The 15,257-nt window shown below is 69.7% G+C and carries 17 protein-coding genes and 1 pseudogene; 5 read left to right on the top strand and 13 right to left on the bottom strand.

Features of this window, described 5'->3' with window-relative positions; genetic code table 11:
- Nucleotides 1-369 precede the first annotated feature (369 nt).
- Nucleotides 370-561, bottom strand: a complete 192-nt coding sequence (locus tag HZS56_RS06305; RefSeq protein WP_301542984.1) for a GNAT family N-acetyltransferase — start codon at nt 559-561, stop codon at nt 370-372.
- Here HZS56_RS06305 and HZS56_RS06300 point away from each other — a divergent pair.
- Nucleotides 560-793: a hypothetical protein gene (locus HZS56_RS06300; protein WP_216719699.1), complete on the top strand. Its 234-nt coding sequence runs from the start codon at nt 560-562 to the stop codon at nt 791-793. The genes HZS56_RS06305 and HZS56_RS06300 overlap by 2 nt on opposite strands.
- A 12-nt stretch (nt 794-805) precedes the next feature.
- On the opposite strand, the gene HZS56_RS06295 is transcribed toward HZS56_RS06300, so the two are convergent.
- The 3 genes from HZS56_RS06295 to HZS56_RS06285 form a co-directional block, all read right to left on the bottom strand.
- Nucleotides 806-2,449 (bottom strand): NAD-dependent malic enzyme, encoded by a 1,644-nt coding sequence (locus HZS56_RS06295; protein ID WP_308408008.1) that lies wholly within the window; start codon nt 2,447-2,449, stop codon nt 806-808.
- 298 nt (nt 2,450-2,747) lie between these two features.
- Nucleotides 2,748-3,347, bottom strand: a complete 600-nt coding sequence (locus HZS56_RS06290) for a hypothetical protein (protein ID WP_216719698.1) — start codon at nt 3,345-3,347, stop codon at nt 2,748-2,750.
- 573 nt (nt 3,348-3,920) lie between these two features.
- Nucleotides 3,921-5,027 (bottom strand): hypothetical protein, encoded by a 1,107-nt coding sequence (locus HZS56_RS06285; RefSeq protein WP_216719697.1) that lies wholly within the window; start codon nt 5,025-5,027, stop codon nt 3,921-3,923.
- A gap of 97 nt (nt 5,028-5,124) precedes the next feature.
- On the opposite strand from HZS56_RS06285, the pseudogene HZS56_RS06280 reads away from it, so the two are divergent.
- Nucleotides 5,125-5,374: pseudogene (locus tag HZS56_RS06280) on the top strand (transposase family protein); the annotation flags it as partial.
- 56 nt (nt 5,375-5,430) lie between these two features.
- Here the strand turns inward: HZS56_RS06280 and HZS56_RS06275 are convergent.
- Nucleotides 5,431-6,735, bottom strand: coding sequence for a hypothetical protein (locus HZS56_RS06275; RefSeq protein WP_216719696.1), 1,305 nt, complete (start codon nt 6,733-6,735; stop codon nt 5,431-5,433).
- The gene (locus HZS56_RS06270; protein WP_216719695.1) at nt 6,732-6,878 is read right to left on the bottom strand and encodes a hypothetical protein; all 147 of its coding nucleotides are present in this window, start codon (nt 6,876-6,878) and stop codon (nt 6,732-6,734) included. The genes HZS56_RS06275 and HZS56_RS06270 overlap by 4 nt, the downstream gene beginning before the upstream one ends.
- 505 nt (nt 6,879-7,383) lie before the next feature.
- Here HZS56_RS06270 and HZS56_RS06265 point away from each other — a divergent pair.
- Both HZS56_RS06265 and HZS56_RS06260 read left to right on the top strand, forming a co-directional pair.
- Nucleotides 7,384-7,572, top strand: coding sequence for a hypothetical protein (locus HZS56_RS06265; protein WP_216719694.1), 189 nt, complete (start codon nt 7,384-7,386; stop codon nt 7,570-7,572).
- A gap of 164 nt (nt 7,573-7,736) precedes the next feature.
- Nucleotides 7,737-8,006 (top strand): hypothetical protein, encoded by a 270-nt coding sequence (locus HZS56_RS06260; RefSeq protein ID WP_216719693.1) that lies wholly within the window; start codon nt 7,737-7,739, stop codon nt 8,004-8,006.
- Between the two features lie 47 nt (nt 8,007-8,053).
- Here HZS56_RS06260 and HZS56_RS06255 read toward each other — a convergent pair whose 3' ends face one another.
- From HZS56_RS06255 to HZS56_RS06240, 4 genes are all read right to left on the bottom strand, one after another.
- A complete protein-coding gene (locus HZS56_RS06255) occupies nt 8,054-8,821 on the bottom strand; it encodes an SDR family oxidoreductase (RefSeq protein ID WP_216719692.1) in 768 nt (255 codons plus the stop codon).
- Nucleotides 8,822-8,955: 134 nt separating this feature from the next.
- A complete protein-coding gene (locus tag HZS56_RS06250) occupies nt 8,956-9,534 on the bottom strand; it encodes a TetR/AcrR family transcriptional regulator (protein WP_216719691.1) in 579 nt (192 codons plus the stop codon).
- A gap of 33 nt (nt 9,535-9,567) precedes the next feature.
- Nucleotides 9,568-10,020 carry an SRPBCC family protein gene (locus HZS56_RS06245; protein ID WP_216719690.1) on the bottom strand — a complete coding sequence of 151 codons (453 nt, stop codon included), beginning with the start codon at nt 10,018-10,020 and terminating at the stop codon, nt 9,568-9,570.
- A 348-nt stretch (nt 10,021-10,368) separates the two neighbouring features.
- The gene (locus tag HZS56_RS06240) at nt 10,369-11,388 is read right to left on the bottom strand and encodes an SEC-C domain-containing protein (protein WP_216719689.1); all 1,020 of its coding nucleotides are present in this window, start codon (nt 11,386-11,388) and stop codon (nt 10,369-10,371) included.
- A gap of 242 nt (nt 11,389-11,630) precedes the next feature.
- Between HZS56_RS06240 and HZS56_RS06235 the strand changes: the two genes are divergently transcribed.
- Nucleotides 11,631-12,488, top strand: coding sequence for a fumarylacetoacetate hydrolase family protein (locus HZS56_RS06235; protein ID WP_216719688.1), 858 nt, complete (start codon nt 11,631-11,633; stop codon nt 12,486-12,488).
- Nucleotides 12,489-12,606: 118 nt separating this feature from the next.
- Here the strand turns inward: HZS56_RS06235 and HZS56_RS06230 are convergent, their stop codons facing one another.
- The 3 genes from HZS56_RS06230 to HZS56_RS06220 form a co-directional block, all read right to left on the bottom strand.
- Nucleotides 12,607-13,542: an LLM class F420-dependent oxidoreductase gene (locus HZS56_RS06230; RefSeq protein ID WP_216719687.1), complete on the bottom strand. Its 936-nt coding sequence runs from the start codon at nt 13,540-13,542 to the stop codon at nt 12,607-12,609.
- Between the two features lie 128 nt (nt 13,543-13,670).
- Nucleotides 13,671-14,150: a heme-degrading domain-containing protein gene (locus tag HZS56_RS06225; RefSeq protein ID WP_216719686.1), complete on the bottom strand. Its 480-nt coding sequence runs from the start codon at nt 14,148-14,150 to the stop codon at nt 13,671-13,673.
- A complete protein-coding gene (locus HZS56_RS06220; RefSeq protein WP_216719685.1) occupies nt 14,147-15,229 on the bottom strand; it encodes a Gfo/Idh/MocA family oxidoreductase in 1,083 nt (360 codons plus the stop codon). The genes HZS56_RS06225 and HZS56_RS06220 overlap by 4 nt, the downstream gene beginning before the upstream one ends.
- Nucleotides 15,230-15,257: the final 28 nt, after the last annotated feature.

The following is a 15,257-nucleotide window of genomic DNA, read 5'->3' as shown; positions in this document are numbered from 1 at the left end:
CCGATGTTCTCACAGGCTGGGCTGGCTGCCGCCTGCGGTTCACCTGCCCGGACGTCCATCCAATCCACGCGATCAAGAGCCCCGGGGAACTTCCCGGTCGGAGCACTGGCCGTTCGCCGAGGGCGCCGTGTGGCCAACCGCTCCCCGGGAATCGCAACGGCTCGAAGGCGTGGGCGGAATCCGGCACCAGGCGCTGTCGTTCTCAAGACCTCACCATCGCCGACGGAGGCTGCCCGGGCAGTGACGACAGCATCAACCGTCCGTACCGCGTCGTCGGGTGACCTGCCTGGAAGGGCCGGTGGCCGCCATCAACGACGGTCAGAGTCTGGATCGGAACGAGCCGAAATGCCGCTGTGTCCGGCTGCGGGCTCAGCCTCCGAGGGCGGCGCGCACCGCGGAAGGGCCCGGGAAGTCTGCGGGCAGCGCGTCCATGAGTAACTCGTCCACGGGCTCACCGAGCCAGTACCCCGCCTGCCGCAGCCGCCCAGCGTGTCGGAACCCGGCCTTCTCGTACGCGTTGATTCCGGCCACGTTGGGTTCCAGCACCTTGAGCCACACCATGCGCAGATGCGCGAGGTGGAACGCCCAGTCCAGCGTCAACCGCTACGTCAAGGTCTGCTTCTACAAGTACGTCTCGTCGACGGGGTTGTTCACCCTCAACTACTGCCGGAGCAACTACACGCTGACGACGGCCGGCCAGTGGACGGTCATCGCCACCAACGTCAAGGACGACGTGGCGTTCCGGTACAGGTTCAGGAGCTCCGCCCGCTCGACCGGTCAGTCGGCCCACTGAGTGGTCGTCGACTCAGGTGGTGGCGTAGGCCGGCTGCCACATCGTGTCCTGCACTGCCTGCACCAGGTTCTGGTGGTCGGCGGTGGCGACGCCGTCCGCGGCTGCGGCGCGCGCGACGGCGAGCGCCACCGTCGCCGAGGACGCTCGCAAGTTGTCCACGGGAGGCAGCAGCGAGGCGCCGGGCGCGGTCGGGTCGACCTGGCTCGCGACGGCCTCGGCGGCCGCGAGCAGCATGCCGTCGGTCACGCGCGTGGCGCCGCTGACGATCGTGCCCAGGCCCAGGCCCGGGTAGAGCAGCGCGTTGTTGGCCTGAGCGATCACGTAGTCCGTCCCGTTGTACGACACGGGCGGCACCGGGATGCCCACCGCGATGAGCCCCTTGCCGCCGGACCACCGGACGGCGTCGGAAGGCATGACCTCGATGCGTTCGGTCGGGTTCGACAGGGGGAGGATCACCGGACGCTCCACGCCCGCCGTCAGCGCCTCGATCACCGGCCGTGTGAACGCACCGTGGTTGGTGGAGGTGCCGATCAGAATCGTCGGCTTCACCTGCTGCACGACGGTCAGCAGCCCGATCCTGCCGTCGTGCCGCTGCCAGTCGCGTGCCTCGTCCGCGGGCCGTGCGTACGCCTGTTGGTAGTTCGGGAGGTTCGGCATGTCGTCGGTGACCAACCCGTTCACGTCGATCAACCAGACCCGGGCCCCGGCCTCGTCCCGGCTGAGCCCGTCCCGCACCATCGCCGCGCTGATCTGGTCGGCCATGCCGGTGCCGGCGGTGCCCGCGCCGTACACCACCAGCCGTTGGTCGCGCCAGCTCTGCTGCGTCACCTTCAACGCCGAGAACACCGAGGCCATGACGATCGCGCCCGTGCCCTGCATGTCGTCGTTGAAGATCCGGTACTTGTCGCTGTTGTCCTCGAGGATCCGTCGCGCGTTGGCCGGCCCGAAGTCCTCGAAGTGCAGCAGCGCCTTCGGGAACAGCCGCGACGCCACCTCGAGGTAGGACGCGATCAGGTCGTCGTAGCGCCGGCCTCCCACTCGTGCGTGCCGGTTGCCGAGGTAAGCGGGGTCGTTCAGCAGCACCTCGTTGTCGGTGCCGCAATCGAGGTTCACCGCGATGACCCGGCCCGGGTCGATGCCCGCGGCGGCCGTGTAGACCGCGAGCTTGCCGATCGAGATGTCGGTGCCGTTCACGCCCCAGTCACCGATGCCGAGGATCTCCTGCGCGTCGGACACCACGATGAGGTCGACGTCGTCCGGGCCCAGGCCGAGCGTCGCGAAGGACGCCTCGATGTCGTCGGGCCGGTCGATCGACAGGTACACCGCGCGGGAACGGCGGTAGTCCCGGCTCCACTGCTTGATGGCGTCACCGACCGTGGGGTCGTAGACGATCGGCAGCAGTTCGGCGAGGTGGTCGGCCAGCACGCGGAAGTACAGCGTCTCGTTGCGGCCGTGGAGCTGGTCCAGGAACACGTACTTCTCGAGATCGCTCTCGTACCGTTGCAACTGCGCGTAGGAACGCGCGGCCTGCTGATCAAGTGTCTCGACGGCGGCCGGGAGCCGCCCGGTCAGCCCGAGCGCCGCGCGCTCGTCGAGGGTGAAGGCGGTGCCACGGTTGCGCAGGGGGTCGTTGACGACGTCGGGGGTCTTGACCACGGTTGTTCCCCTCAGGGTGTCATCCGCTTCGGACGGTCAGGAGCGTAATCCGTGTCGACTCCGACAGAAGTAACGGCGTGCCGCCGCGCGTGGCGCAGATGAAGTCCTCTTGGATCCTTCGTGGGGTCCCCCGGGCATCAGTCGTCGGCCGGCCGGTGGAGGCGACCCTTCCGGGGCCTGGGGTGGTCTTGGCGGGTGTCGTGCCCGGTGGGCCGGGATCCCGTCCGGTTCCGTCAGAGCGGTGAGCCGCCGACGGCCACCGCGAGGCCCGGGCTGCTGCCGCAGCCCGGGCGGGCTCCTACAAGCTGGAGCTGATCACGCCGCGGGTGCTGAGCACGATGTAGGAGTCGTTGGCGTCCAGTCCGGCGTCCTGCTCGTCCGCGTCCAGCGTGGCCACCACCGCGCCCTCGTCGTCGAGGATGTCCGCACGGTAGTGCAGCTCACCGAGCTCGGTGACCTCGGCCGTCCAACCGCCTGCCAGTTCGTAGGTGCCCGGACCGTGGTGCTCGCCGCCCATCCAGGAGTGGATCTCGCCGTCCACCCCGAGTACGACGTACATGCCGTTGGCGTCGAGTCCGGCATCGTGCTGGTCGGCGTCCAGCGTGGCCACCACCGAGCCGTCGCTGACGATCTCGGCGCGGTAGTGCAGGTCGCCGAGCTTGCTGATCCTTGCCGTGCTTCCGTCGGCAAGGGTCTCCGTGCCGGCCGGTGAGCCCACCCGGACCTTCGCGCTGCCCGCGCTGTCGTCGCCGGTGGAGTGGGAGATGGAGACGGTGCCCTTCGGCGCCGGGTTGGCATGGGCCTCGGTGCTCCCGCTCTGGAATGCGGTCAGCGAGAACGCGGCAGCGGCGGTGAGAGCGGCCAGGCCGGCGAAACGTACGGTACGGCGAGTGGTCATGATGGGAACCCCCTGTGGATCATCGGGATTGCGGCCACCTCGCTGGTCGTGCGGGGCGGCCGGCCGTGGGTTGTTCGGTGCGCCTTACAAGAGGCACCCGCACCGACGCGGGTTCACCCGGTTTTGTCCGCGATCGGTAACAGAGGAAGTGGCCCTCGACGGCGCTCGGCAGCGGTCGGCGGTGCCCTCGACAAGGGGACGCGGAGGCCGAGCACGTGAAGCGGGTCGAGCCTGCGGTTCCGAGTTGTACGGAGAACATCGACCGAACCGGCGCTGACGGAGCCGGTTCGTCGGTTCCGGGGAGCAGCATGTCGGTTGGAGCGAACGGCAGACGCCTTGCGTCCAAGGGGAAGAACGTCAGACAGGTCGAGTGCGGCAGGATATGGAACCAACGAAGAACCTGCGCTGATGAGTTGAGACGTCGAACACTCTTCTCAACGGCATGGGCGCGTCGTGCGTTGCGGCCTTCCCGCAGCCACCCGATCGGTGGCCGCTCCCCAAACGCCCATTTTATTAGGGTAGTTCGTGGTCGAGAGCTCTCGGGTGCCGCAAGCCGGATGGGGCACTTTCCTCTCAGATGGTGTACGAGTTACTGTTCTTCGCCATGAGCCACATGTAGTACCACTGGTCGTCGCGTAGCGTCCTCGGACTGTTTTCTGCGGTATTTCTGATGATTTCCCAAACCCCGCCGGCCCCGGCCGCGCCGATGAGAGGAAGCGCCGCCGTCATGGCTGGCCCGTAGACTGCGACAAGCGCAGCTCCTACAGTGCCGATGACTGCACCAGTGACCGATATTGCGCGCTTTCTGCGGGTAATGTTCATTTGCGACTGAACGCGTCTGATTTCATCTTCCAGCTGATTTCCGATCTTGCGCAGTTCGTGCTCCATGTGGTCACTTTGAACGGCTCCATCGAGATCTGTGAGGCTTTGCTGCAAGAACCTTCTGGCCGCACGGTAGGAGCCGAATTCCTCGACCGTGATGCGACTGGCGGTAGCCATCGGTACGCCATCGATGAATGGAAGGTCCATCTGGAGAATGGGGCGCACCATACGGCTCTGTACCGGTCCGCTGCCAGAACCTCCCACCTCCTCGATGGCTCTTCCGTCCCGTACTAAGAAGTCAAGTGCCGTCCGGACGGGGTTCGTCTGCCTGTCGGTGCGATTTACACCTCCTGGAATGGCGGAAATGACGCTGTGCTCGTTATGGATTGAGTATTTGGGTAGATACCAGACAAGTCCAGACCTGAGTAGGGGCTCAGAATCGGCAATCCACTTCCCCAGGGTGAAGATGTCGTCGCACACCAGAGAGAGGCGTTCCGGCCACTCGGTTGCAGTAATTCCAGTCTGGGAGTCAAAGGAAGTGCGATTCCTGGGAGGGGCGAAGATGCGCTCGACGAGGTCCGTGCTCCTGCTTTGGGGAAGTTGAACGAGCTCGTGCACACTCCCGGGTCCATGATGTGCTAACAATAGGGTTTCGGATACGAGCAGGCTTCGTTTGGTGAGGCGTTCAAATCCGCCTTCGCTCACCCCCAGGCCGACATAAAACGGGGAGCGAGACAGTTTCTTGTCGTCGACCAGCTCCCGGCGCCGCTCATGGAACAAGTGCCGTGCGTATGCCTGCGCCATCAGGCTGGGGTATTTCCTCTCGTGTGCCGTCACCCCCTTGAAGAATCTGTTCATGTGCTTCGCGACGATCGGACTTTGAATTGCTTTCCGGTGACTGCGCATAATGGCATGTTACCCCTGTGCATTTACGGCGTCGCGTGATCTCGTACCCCCTGTCCTGACCGACCGCGCCTGCACAGGTTCTGGCCCCTGGGCCGCCACCGGACGCAGACGCCCGCCCCCGCGGGCAGCTGACCCCGACAGAACGGACCGTCAACCGGGCACTGGCCGCATTCCGGGCGCCCGCCGAATGCAGCATGGCGCCACTCAAGTCCTGGCGGATCTTTCGAAGATCGCGATGCAGCCCGAACCGCATGACGTCAATCGCCAAGGCCGTCCTCACCCTGGAGAGGCAACGCTGAATACAGTCAATGACGCCATACTCGGTGCACATGTCGTCATGGGAGAAACAGGCTGCCTATCGCGGGCTGCTCTTCCCGCCCCGCAGCGACGACAGCACCAGCCGTCCGTACCGCGTCGTCAGTACCCCCGCCGTCGCTGCCACCGACAGGGCGAGGGCGATGAGGAGGTGGGGGAGGGAGTCGTCGCCGAGGACCTGGAGGATGCCGAGGGCTGTGCCCAGGGGGAGGCCGAGGATGGTCAGGACGCCGAGGGCGCCGCTGATCTGCTGGCTCTCCTGGGTCTGGACCAGGCGGCTGTAGTCGGCGGCCTCGGTGAGGATCTCGTTGAAGCGGGCCGGGAGGCGGTGCTGGTTCTGGAAGGCGAGGAGCAGTTCGTTCGCGGGGCCGTGGGCCGTGAGGTGCTGGCGCCAGTAGCCGCTGCGGAAGAGGGCGATGCTGCGTTCGAGCGCGGCGACCCGGCCGGCCAGGCGGCGGGGTGAGGTGAACACCTCCGACAACTCGTCGGTGAGTTCGTCGATGTGGTCGCGCTGGAGGGCGCCGAGAAGGAGGGCGTCGAGGTAGATGGTGCGGGAGTGGAGCGCGCCGAAGGCGTAGAAGTCGTCGTCGCCTGTGTCGGGGCGGTGGCCGAGGAAGGCGGCGCCCTGTCGGAGGACCAGGGCGCTCCAGTCGGCGGAGATGCGGACGGTGTCCCGGACGTGGTCCGCGGCCGTCTCGGGGGCGAGCGGAAAGTCCTGGGGGTTGGAGCGGGAGGCCAGCTGCCACAGCCAGCGGTCGGCCGTGGCCGGGAGTCGGCCCTCGGGGCCTTCGCGGAGCGCGGGGGTGTGCTGGGCCGTCGGGCTGAGGAACGCGATGGTGTACGGCCGGGCGAGGGCGAAGGGCGCGGTCGGGTCCTGGACGATGTCGGCGGTACCGGCCATCAGCACCGCCGGGTCGAACGGGCCGGTGAGTCCGGGGAGTGGGTCGGTGGTGGTGGGCGCGTTTCTGGCGGCCAGCATGCGCAGGATCGGGAGTATCGGTGTCTCGACGCTGAAGTGCAGTACGGCCAAGGCGTGTTCGGGGTTGCGGGCGGTGGCCGCTCGGAGGAGTTCCAGTCCCAGCAGGTGTAGGCCCTCGTGCTTGATGTCCAGTGGCTGGTGCCAGCGGCAGGGCCGTCCGGGGGCTCCGTAGAGGGCGCGGGCCGAGGCCGGGGCGAAGTACGTGGCGCGTGTCTGCGTGTCCGTGCGGCGGATGCCGAGTTCGAAGGGGAACGGGCCCTCCTGCCACGCGGGGGTACGGCGCAGCCGGGCGGGCAGGACGACGGTCAGCGCCTGGCGGGCTCCTGTGACCTCGTCGAGCAGCGGTGTGGTGGGGCCGGCCGTCACCGGTAGTACTCGCCAGGGTCGGGCTGGTCGAGACGGATGACGAACTCCGCCTGGCCGGGACTCGTGGCGCGGAGGCGGACCGCGCGCTCGTCGTACTCGGCTGCGATCCCGTCGTCATGTCCGCGCACATCGCGCCGCCCCACGGCTGTCCTCGCGTTCCTCGCATCGTGCCGTCAACAGTCGCCCAGCAGGCTATCGCGGAGTGGTGGGACGGCAACAGTGTGTAACGCGTCAGGTGTTGACACGTCACGGAGGCTCCGAGAGCGGAGCGCGGCGGCGGACGGTGCCGGGAAGCCTGGTGGAAGAAGTGTGTCCATGAGTACCTCGTCCACGGGCTCACCGAGCCAGTACACGACTGTCGGTGTCGCCCTGAGGTAACAACTCCGTCTTCTCGCCCGCTGATTCCGGCCATGTCGGGCCCCAGCACCTTGAGCCACACCGGGGAACTCCAGGGGTGCGGCGAGTCTCCGGCCTGGCCGAGTACCAAGGACACCCGTTCCATGCTGTGCGGCTGTGCAACGGCCAACGACGGAACTCACTTCGCAGGACCGTCATTTCACTCACCACAGATCATGCTGCCGTGACCGTTGACGTTGTGGGAACCGTCTGTTGCGTGCCAGCGTGATCTGTGACGTTGAGCCTCTCGGCATGTGGTCCCTCAAGGCCGATACGCTGACGGTGGCAGAGGGAACATTAACCGGCCGGCTGGACTCCTACGAACTGGGCGAAGACCTCGACCCGCAGGCGAAGACCTTGGTGTTCAGTGCGGGGGTCACCAGTTCGTCCTCCCCTCACTGCACTGCCGGTGTGGAGTGGCAGGATCCCCGCCTCAGCTGAGGCCGGCTCCTCCACGGGATCCGCCCCGGTCCCAGGCGTCAGCATCCGTTCGCCGGCCGGTGGAGTCAACCCTTCCGGGGTGTGCGGTGGTCTTGGTGGGTGTCGTGCTCGGCGGGGCGGGTGCTCCGGCTCGTTGGGGCGGACCGACTGAGAAGGGGTGTTCCATGGAGATCGATCCCGACCTCTGCGTGGAGGTCCCGAAGGGATTCGACGATTCGGATGCCGAGTCGCAGGTGCATCCCGTCGCCAGGAAGATGTTCATGGCGACCACGGCCGCGGGCGCCTTCGGGAAGGCCCAGGAGTGGGTGGGGGAGAACGACGTCTTCCTCGTCGACGTGTCGTGGGGCCACCTGTTCGACGAGGACGAGCCCTACACCCTCACCATCTACTTCAGGTTCGAACTGGACGACGAAGACGATGACGATGGGGAATGACCGCGGCGTGCGCACTTCGCGGGGAAGTGCGCACGCCGCGCCGGTGGTCAGAGCTGTGAGCCGCCGCCGTCCACCGCGAGTTCCGTGCCGGTGGTGAAGGTGGCGTCGAAGGCGAGGAAGACGACCGCCTTCGCGACCTCGGTGGGCGTGCCCATGCGGAGCATCGGGTTGTCCCCGGCCATCTGGGCCTTGGTCTGGGCGGCGGCCTCCGCGGGCATCGACTTCTCCAGGATCCCCGAGTCGATCGGGCCGGGGCTGACCGCGTTCACGCGGATCCCGTGGGGGAGGAGTTCACGGGCCAGGCTGCGGGTCATCGAGCGCACCGCCGCCTTGCTGGCCGCGTAGGCGCTGAGCGCGGGCAGGCCCAGGACGTTGGCGACCGAGGTGGTGAGGACCACGCCGCTGCCCTCGGCCAGGAGCGGGACGAGCTTCTGCACCGTGAAGTACGGGCCCTTGGCGTTGACCTTCAGGACGTCGTCGAAGAGTTCCTCGGTCGTCGCCTCGAACGGGGCGAAGCCGTTGACGCCCGCGTTGGCGAACAGGGCGTCGACCGTGCCGAACTCGGCCTTCACACGGTCGGCCAGGGCGTCGATGTCGGGGAGCGACGAGGCGTCGCTGCGTACGGCGACGGCGTTCGGACCGAGTTGCCCGATGGCGGCGTCCAGGGCGGCCTGACCGCGGCCGGTGATCAGGACGCGGGCGCCCTCGTCCACGAGCAGCTGGGCGGTGGTCAGACCGAGGCCGCTGCTGCCTCCCGTGATGACGACGTTCTTGCCCTCGTACTTGGGGCGGTGGGTGAGGTCGGTGGTGGGCATGGTGATCTCCTTTGCCGGTCGGTTTTTGCCGGTTGGTTCTTGTCGAGTGGTTCTTGCCGGTAGTTTTTTAACTGTGGGTACAGAATTTGGGTACGAGAAGACCCCGGCGGACGGGGTGGTGCGGGACGGTCAGGTCACAGGGAGTCGATCGTCGCGTCGATGATGCGGGTGAGGCGGTCCGGGGTTTCCGTGACGCGGCCCACGATGCGCATTCCCGCGACCGTGTTCGTCAGGAGGGCGGCGAGGGCGGCCGGGTCGCGGTCCGGCGAAATCTCGCCCGTCCGCTGTCCTTCCGCGATCAGGGCGTGGAAGGCGTCCTCGGTCACGTCCAGCATGCGGCGGGAGAGGTCGGCCACCTCCTTGTCGGTCCTCGCCAGTTCCGCCGTGGAGTTCATCGCCAGGCAGCCTCGGTGGTCCGGGTCGGCCAGGTCCGTCTCGGCGATGGCCGTCAGGGCCGCGCGGACGCGCTCCTTGACGGGGCCGGGCTGCTCCAGTGTCTCCACCAGTGCGGCGGTCTGGGTGTCGCGGTACCGCCGCAGGGCCCGCAGGAAGAGCTCCCGCTTGCTGCCGAACGTGTTGTAGAGGCTGCCCTTGCCGATGGAGAGCGCGTCGACCAGGTCCTGAGGGGTCGTGGCGGCGTATCCCTTGCGCCAGAACACCTCCATGGCCTGGTTGACGGCGGTCTCCGGGTCGAACTCCTTCGGTCTTGCCATGACTGAGACTCTAACCCGTACTGTACCTCGGGGTCAAGAACTCGCGCCCAGGAAGGACGTCAGGCTGTCCAGCAGCATGGTGCTGCCCTGTTCCGCGCCGTCCCGTTCCTCCTCCGTGTCGCAGGTCTGGCTGAGGGTGATCACGGTGTTGCGGGGGCCCTCCTCCGTGAGTTCCAGGGTCATCAGCGCCGGGTCCGGGCGGCCCGGGACGTCCATGCCGATGGTCAGGGCGCGGTGCTCGGCGACCTCGGTGTAGGAGCCGGTCAGCGGGAACTCCGTGCCGTCCGGGGTGCGCATCGTCGCCTTCCACGCGCCGCCCGGACGGACGTCCATCTCGACGCTGCCGGGGACCGCGTAGGCCCACTGGGCGTATTGGGCGGGGGTGGTCCAGGCCTGCCAGACCCGCGCCACGGGGGCGTCCAGGGTGCGGGTCAGGGTGTACGAGTAGCCGTTCCCGGCGGTGGTGCCGGTCTGCTCGGTGCTCATGTCGTCCGTCTCCTTGCGGTCGTCGTCCGTCGTCCGTCGTCCCGTCCGTGCGGTGGCGTTCGGACCGTGTGGTGGCGTCCGGTCCTTGCGGTGGTCCGGGTCCCTATCGGTCCAAGGGCCTCGCCGGTCCGGTTCTTCGGTGGTCCGGTTCTTCGGTGGTCCGGGTCGGTGCCTCGCGTGCTCCTCGTCGGCTCGTGAGGCTCTCGCATGGTTGACGGGCGTCCGCGCCGAAACTCATCGGTCCACGGGAAGCGGTCCGCAGGGAAGGCCGGGGGTCTGCAGGGAAGGGCCGGTCCGCGGGTGAGCGGTCCGCGGACCGGCCGGGTCGGTCTCAGGGCGAGCCGTGTCTCAGACGCCGTGGCACTCCCCGTACGGCCGCTGCGAGCCGCACCAGCACGCCGCCCCGCGCTGCGGCGGCCACGTCACCGCCAGCCCTCGGGCGGCGAGGGTCGTCGCGTACTGCGGGAGCAGCGTCGGGTCGGCCGGGGACGCCCCCTCCGACGCCGCGAACGCCTCGTAGGACGGGACCGTGCCCGGGACGACGCCCAGGTTCGGCGTGCCGGACGAGGCCAGTTCGCGCAGGGCCGCCTCTATCGAGGACAAGTGGCCGTCGTGGGAGGGGTACTCGGCGGACAGCGGCGGGTACGCGTCCGTGAGTTCCGCCAGCTCGTCGGCCGGCCAGTGGAGCATCGCCACCGGGAAGGGGCGGGACAGGGCCTGCCGGTAGGCGCCCAGCTCGGCGCGCAGGCGGTCGATCTCCGCCTTCAGGTCCGCCGGGTCGTCCGAGCCCAGCGACCAGACACGCTTCGGGTCGTGCAGCTCGTCCAGCGAGACCGGCATCGCGTGCAGGGTGTCGGCCAGGGTGTCCCACGCGTCGTGGTCCAGGCCCAGCATGCGCCGCACGCGGTGGCGGCCGTAGAGGAGCGGGTGCGTCGGCTGCGGGGGCTCCGCCGCGTCCGCCACGAGCAGGCGGGCGCCCTCCGTGAAGGTCTCGTGCGCCGCCTCCAGCTCGTCGTGGGACTCCAGCGCCTCGGCCGCGATCACCCAGGGCGCCGGGTCGCGCGGGGACGCCGTACGGACGCCGTCGATGATCGCCCTGGCCTCCGCCTCGTGGCCGTACTCCCAGAGGTTGGACGCCTTCAGGGCACGGACCAGGGACGGGTTGTCGAGGGGTACCGAGGACGTGCCGGAGGACAGCAGGCGGTCGTAGAGCTTCGTCGCGGCCGGGCGGTCGCCGGACAGCTCCAAGTGGGCCGCCGCGCGCAGCAGCAGGGCCTCGGCGTCCTCGGGGTAGAGGCCGGCGGTCCGTTCCAGGCGGGCCGCTTCGGCGGCGTGGTCGACGTTCTCGGCGGGCGTGTCGGGGCGCATGGGGGACACCGTACTGCCGACGGGTGACGAAGGTGAGGTACCCGCAGGTCGGCCGCCGTACGGCTCGGCCGGCGTACGGCGGACGGCGCGCGGCCGCGTTCCGGCTACGGTCCAGTACGTGAACCGGGTATTGCGGAGTGGAACGCCGCCTTGGAGGATCGAACAGTCCTCCGGGGGCTGCGCACTGCCGCATCGGTCGCACCTCTTCGGGCGGGCCTCCCGCGAACGAGGAGTTGGGGATCATGAAGCTGCTGCGAGTCGGTACGGCGGGATCCGAGCGGCCCGCGCTGCTCGACGCCGACGGAACCCTGCGCGACCTGTCGGGCGTCGTCACGGACGTCGACGGGGACCTGCTCGCCGACGAGGCGGCGCTCGACCGGGTACAGTCCGCCGCCGCGGCCGGTGCGCTGCCCGTGCTGGACGGCGGCGGGCTGCGCGTCGGGCCGCCGGTGGGACGCATCGGCAAGATCGTGTGCATCGGGCTGAACTACCACGACCACGCCCGTGAGACCGGGGCCGAGCCGCCCGCCGAACCCGTCGTCTTCCTCAAGGCGCCGGACACCGTGGTCGGGCCGCACGACACCGTGCTCGTGCCGCGCGGGTCCGTGAAGACCGACTGGGAGGTGGAGCTGGCCGTCGTCATCGGGCGTACGGCCCGCTACCTGGAGTCGGCCGAGGAAGGGCTCGCGTGCGTCGCGGGGTACGCGGTCGCGCACGACGTGTCCGAGCGGGAGTTCCAGATCGAGCGCGGCGGGACCTGGGACAAGGGCAAGAACTGCGAGACCTTCAACCCGCTGGGGCCCTGGCTCGTCACCGCCGACGAGGTGCCCGACCCGCAGCGGCTGCCGCTGCGGCTGTGGGTCAACGGGGAGCTGCGGCAGGACGGGACGACGGCCGAGCAGATCTTCCCCGTGGGGGAGGTCGTGCGGTACCTCAGCCGGTTCATGGTGCTGCGCCCCGGCGACGTCATCAACACCGGGACGCCTGCCGGGGTGGCCATGGGGCAGCCCGAGCCGAAGCCCTATCTGCGGGCGGGGGACGTGGTCGAGCTGGAGGTCGGGGGGCTGGGGCGGCAGCGACAGGAGCTGAAGAACGCGTAGGCGCTCCGCCGGGGCGCGGGGAGTGCGCGGCGGGTCGTCGGCTGCCGCTCGGTTGTGGCCGGCCCTGCGCCCCTCTGCGGCGGAGCCGCACATGTCACCGCCCCGCGCCCCCGGTTGCTCACGCCAGCAGAGAGGCGAGGTTGCGCCAGGCCTGCCTCGGGAGGCGGGTCATGTCGTCCTCGACGACCTGGAGGGCCACGTGGTCGGCGCCCGCTTCCAGGAACGCGTCGATGCGGGCGCGGATCGCGGCGTCGTCGCCCCGGGCGAAGACCGCGTCGATCAGGCGGTCGCTGCCGCCGTCGGCGACGTCGGCCTCGGTGAAGCCCAGCTTCAGGAAGTTGTTCGTGTAGTTCGGCAGCCGCAGGTACATGGCCAGGTACGCGCGGGCCGTCGCGCGGGCGCGGGACGGGTCGGTGTCGAGGACGACCTTGAGCTCCGGGGCCAGCAGCGGGCCCGCGCCGAGGCGCTCGCGGGCCTGCGCGGTGTGCTCCGGCGTGACCAGGTACGGGATGGCGCCCGCCGCCCGGTCCCTGGAGAGGTCCAGCATCTTCGGTCCGAGCGCCGCCAGCACCCGGTGCTCGGCCCGCAGGCCCGCCCGGTCCAGGTCGTCGAGGTAGGCGACCATCTTCGAGTACGGGCGGCTGTACCCCTTCACCACCGGACCGTGGCTCACCCCGAGGCCCAGCACGAAGCGCCCGGGGTGCGACACCTCCAGCTCGGCGAAGCCCGCCGCCGCCTCGGCCGCCCCGTGCTCCCAGATGCTCTGGATACTGGTGCCGACGACGAGCCGCGAGGTCGCCGCGATCAGCGGGGCGGCGTGCCGGGCGGCGCTGTTGCCGCCGAGCCACACGGCGCCGTACCCGAGCTGCTCCAACTCGGCTGCGGCGTCGGCGCGTTCGGCGGCACCCTCGGGATCCTCCGCGCGCAGGGCGGCGTTCCAGACGCCGTACCGCCCGATCGATTCCTTCAGGGAAGCCGTCTCTCCGAGGCCTCCGAGGCCTTCGGAGCCTTCGGGTCCTTCGGGGCCTTCGCGGGGATCCGTCGTCTCGTTCATCGGTCGCGATACCTCCGGTGAGCATGGTGATCAGCCTGAGTTCCTGCCTGCCAACCACGGGTACCCACCGGAGATTCCCCGCGTACGCCGGTGACGGCCGTACGGGGCGCCGGAGACGGCCGTACGGCCTACTCGCCCAGGAACCGCTCCAGTGCCGCCACCACCAGCCGGTGGTCCTCCAGCTGCGGCAGCCCGCTCACCGTCACCGCGCCGACCACGCCGACGTCCGCGACGGTGAGCGGGAAGGAGCCGCCGTGCGCCGCGTACGTGTCGGCATCGAGGCGCGAGGACTCCTCGAAGGTCGTGCCCTTGGCCCGGAACCGGGCGCCGACCAGGTACGACGCCGAGCCGTACCGCTCCACCACCCGGCGCTTGCGGGCGATCCAGGCGTCGTTGTCCGGGGTGGAGCCGGGCAGGGCCGCGTGGAAGAGCTGCTGGCCGGCGCGGTGGATGTCGATGGCGACCGGCGCCTCGCGCTCACGGGCCAGCTCCACCAGGAGGGAGCCCAGCGCCCACGCGTCGTCGTGGGTGAACCGGCGCAGGACCAGGCGGCGTTCCTGCTCCTCCAGCTCCGCCACGGTGGGCGTCGTCGTCGGTACGGTGCTCACAGGGTCACCACCACTCCGTCGCGGGCGGACCGGCGGGCCGCCTCCAGTACGTCCAGTGCGGCGGCCGCCTCCCGGGCGTCCACCGGGTTCGGGCCGCCCTCGCGCAGGGCCTTCGCCACCGCCGCGTAGTACGCGGGGTAGTCGCCCGCCACGGTCGCCTCGACGCGTCCGCCGCCGGTCGTCGGGGACTCGCCGGAGCCGACCCGGCCCCACAGCGACTCGTCCTCCTCGCCCCAGCCGGGGCCGGGCCGCTTGCCCTCGCGCAGCGCCGCCTCCTGCGGGTCCAGGCCGTACTTGACGTACCCGGCCCGCGAGCCCAGCACCCGGAAGCGCGGACCGAGCTGGGCGGCGGTGGAGGAGACGTGGAGGTGGGAGCGGACGCCGTTCGCGTGCGTGAGCGCGAGGAACGTGTCGTCGTCCGCCTCCGCGCCCGCCCGCCGGACCACGGACTCGGCGTACACCTGCGTGACCGGGCCGAAGAGGACCAGGGCCTGGTCGACGACGTGGCTGCCGAGGTCGTACAGCAGGCCGCCGATCTCCGCCGGGTCGCCGGACTCGCGCCAGCCGCCCTTCGGCTTCGGGCGCCAGCGTTCGAAGCGGGACTCGAAGCGCCACACCTCGCCCAGCGCGTCCTCGGCCAGGAGTTTCCGGAGGGTCAGGAAGTCGTTGTCCCAGCGGCGGTTCTGGAAGACGGAGAGCAGCAGACCGCGCTCCTCGGCCAGCGCCGCCAGCTCGCGTGCCCCGGCCGCCGTGCCCGCGACCGGCTTGTCCACGACGACCGGCAGTCCGGCCCGCAGGGCCCTGGTCGCGAGCGGCACGTGCGTCTTGTTCGGGGACGCGACGACGACGAGGTCCAGCTCGCCCGCGCGCTCGAACAGCTCGTCGGGGGTCGCGACGGTCCGCACGTCCGGGAACTCGGCGCGGGCCTGCTGCTGCCGCTCCGGGTTCGAGGTGACGACCGTGTCCAGGGCCAGCCCCCCGGTCGCGGCGATCAGGGGGGCGTGGAAGACGGAGCCCGCGAGTCCGTAGCCGACGAGGCCGACGCGCAGCGGGGGCCTGCCGGAGGGAGTACCAGTCATACGTCCTATTTTCGCAGACCCGGTGGGG

The organism is Streptomyces mayonensis (assembly GCF_018982965.1).
GTDB lineage: Bacteria > Actinomycetota > Actinomycetes > Streptomycetales > Streptomycetaceae > Streptomyces > Streptomyces mayonensis.
The sequence above is the reverse complement of the archived record's forward strand: the minus strand, read 5'-3'. Positions and strand labels throughout refer to the sequence as shown.

Excerpts from the sequence above, each read along its gene's own strand:
- HZS56_RS06265 (WP_216719694.1), top strand. The coding sequence starts at position 7,384 with ATGTGGTCCCTCAAGGCCGATACGCTGACGGTGGCAGAGGGAACATTA.
- HZS56_RS06285 (WP_216719697.1), bottom strand. The coding sequence starts at position 5,027 with ATGAACAGATTCTTCAAGGGGGTGACGGCACACGAGAGGAAATACCCC.
- HZS56_RS06240 (WP_216719689.1), bottom strand. The coding sequence starts at position 11,388 with ATGCGCCCCGACACGCCCGCCGAGAACGTCGACCACGCCGCCGAAGCG.
- HZS56_RS06305 (WP_301542984.1), bottom strand. The coding sequence starts at position 561 with ATGGTGTGGCTCAAGGTGCTGGAACCCAACGTGGCCGGAATCAACGCG.
- HZS56_RS06250 (WP_216719691.1), bottom strand. The coding sequence starts at position 9,534 with ATGGCAAGACCGAAGGAGTTCGACCCGGAGACCGCCGTCAACCAGGCC.
- HZS56_RS06235 (WP_216719688.1), top strand. The coding sequence starts at position 11,631 with ATGAAGCTGCTGCGAGTCGGTACGGCGGGATCCGAGCGGCCCGCGCTG.
- HZS56_RS06255 (WP_216719692.1), bottom strand. The coding sequence starts at position 8,821 with ATGCCCACCACCGACCTCACCCACCGCCCCAAGTACGAGGGCAAGAAC.
- HZS56_RS06260 (WP_216719693.1), top strand. The coding sequence starts at position 7,737 with ATGGAGATCGATCCCGACCTCTGCGTGGAGGTCCCGAAGGGATTCGAC.
- HZS56_RS06300 (WP_216719699.1), top strand. The coding sequence starts at position 560 with ATGCGCAGATGCGCGAGGTGGAACGCCCAGTCCAGCGTCAACCGCTAC.
- HZS56_RS06245 (WP_216719690.1), bottom strand. The coding sequence starts at position 10,020 with ATGAGCACCGAGCAGACCGGCACCACCGCCGGGAACGGCTACTCGTAC.
- HZS56_RS06220 (WP_216719685.1), bottom strand. The coding sequence starts at position 15,229 with ATGACTGGTACTCCCTCCGGCAGGCCCCCGCTGCGCGTCGGCCTCGTC.
- HZS56_RS06290 (WP_216719698.1), bottom strand. The coding sequence starts at position 3,347 with ATGACCACTCGCCGTACCGTACGTTTCGCCGGCCTGGCCGCTCTCACC.
- HZS56_RS06230 (WP_216719687.1), bottom strand. The coding sequence starts at position 13,542 with ATGAACGAGACGACGGATCCCCGCGAAGGCCCCGAAGGACCCGAAGGC.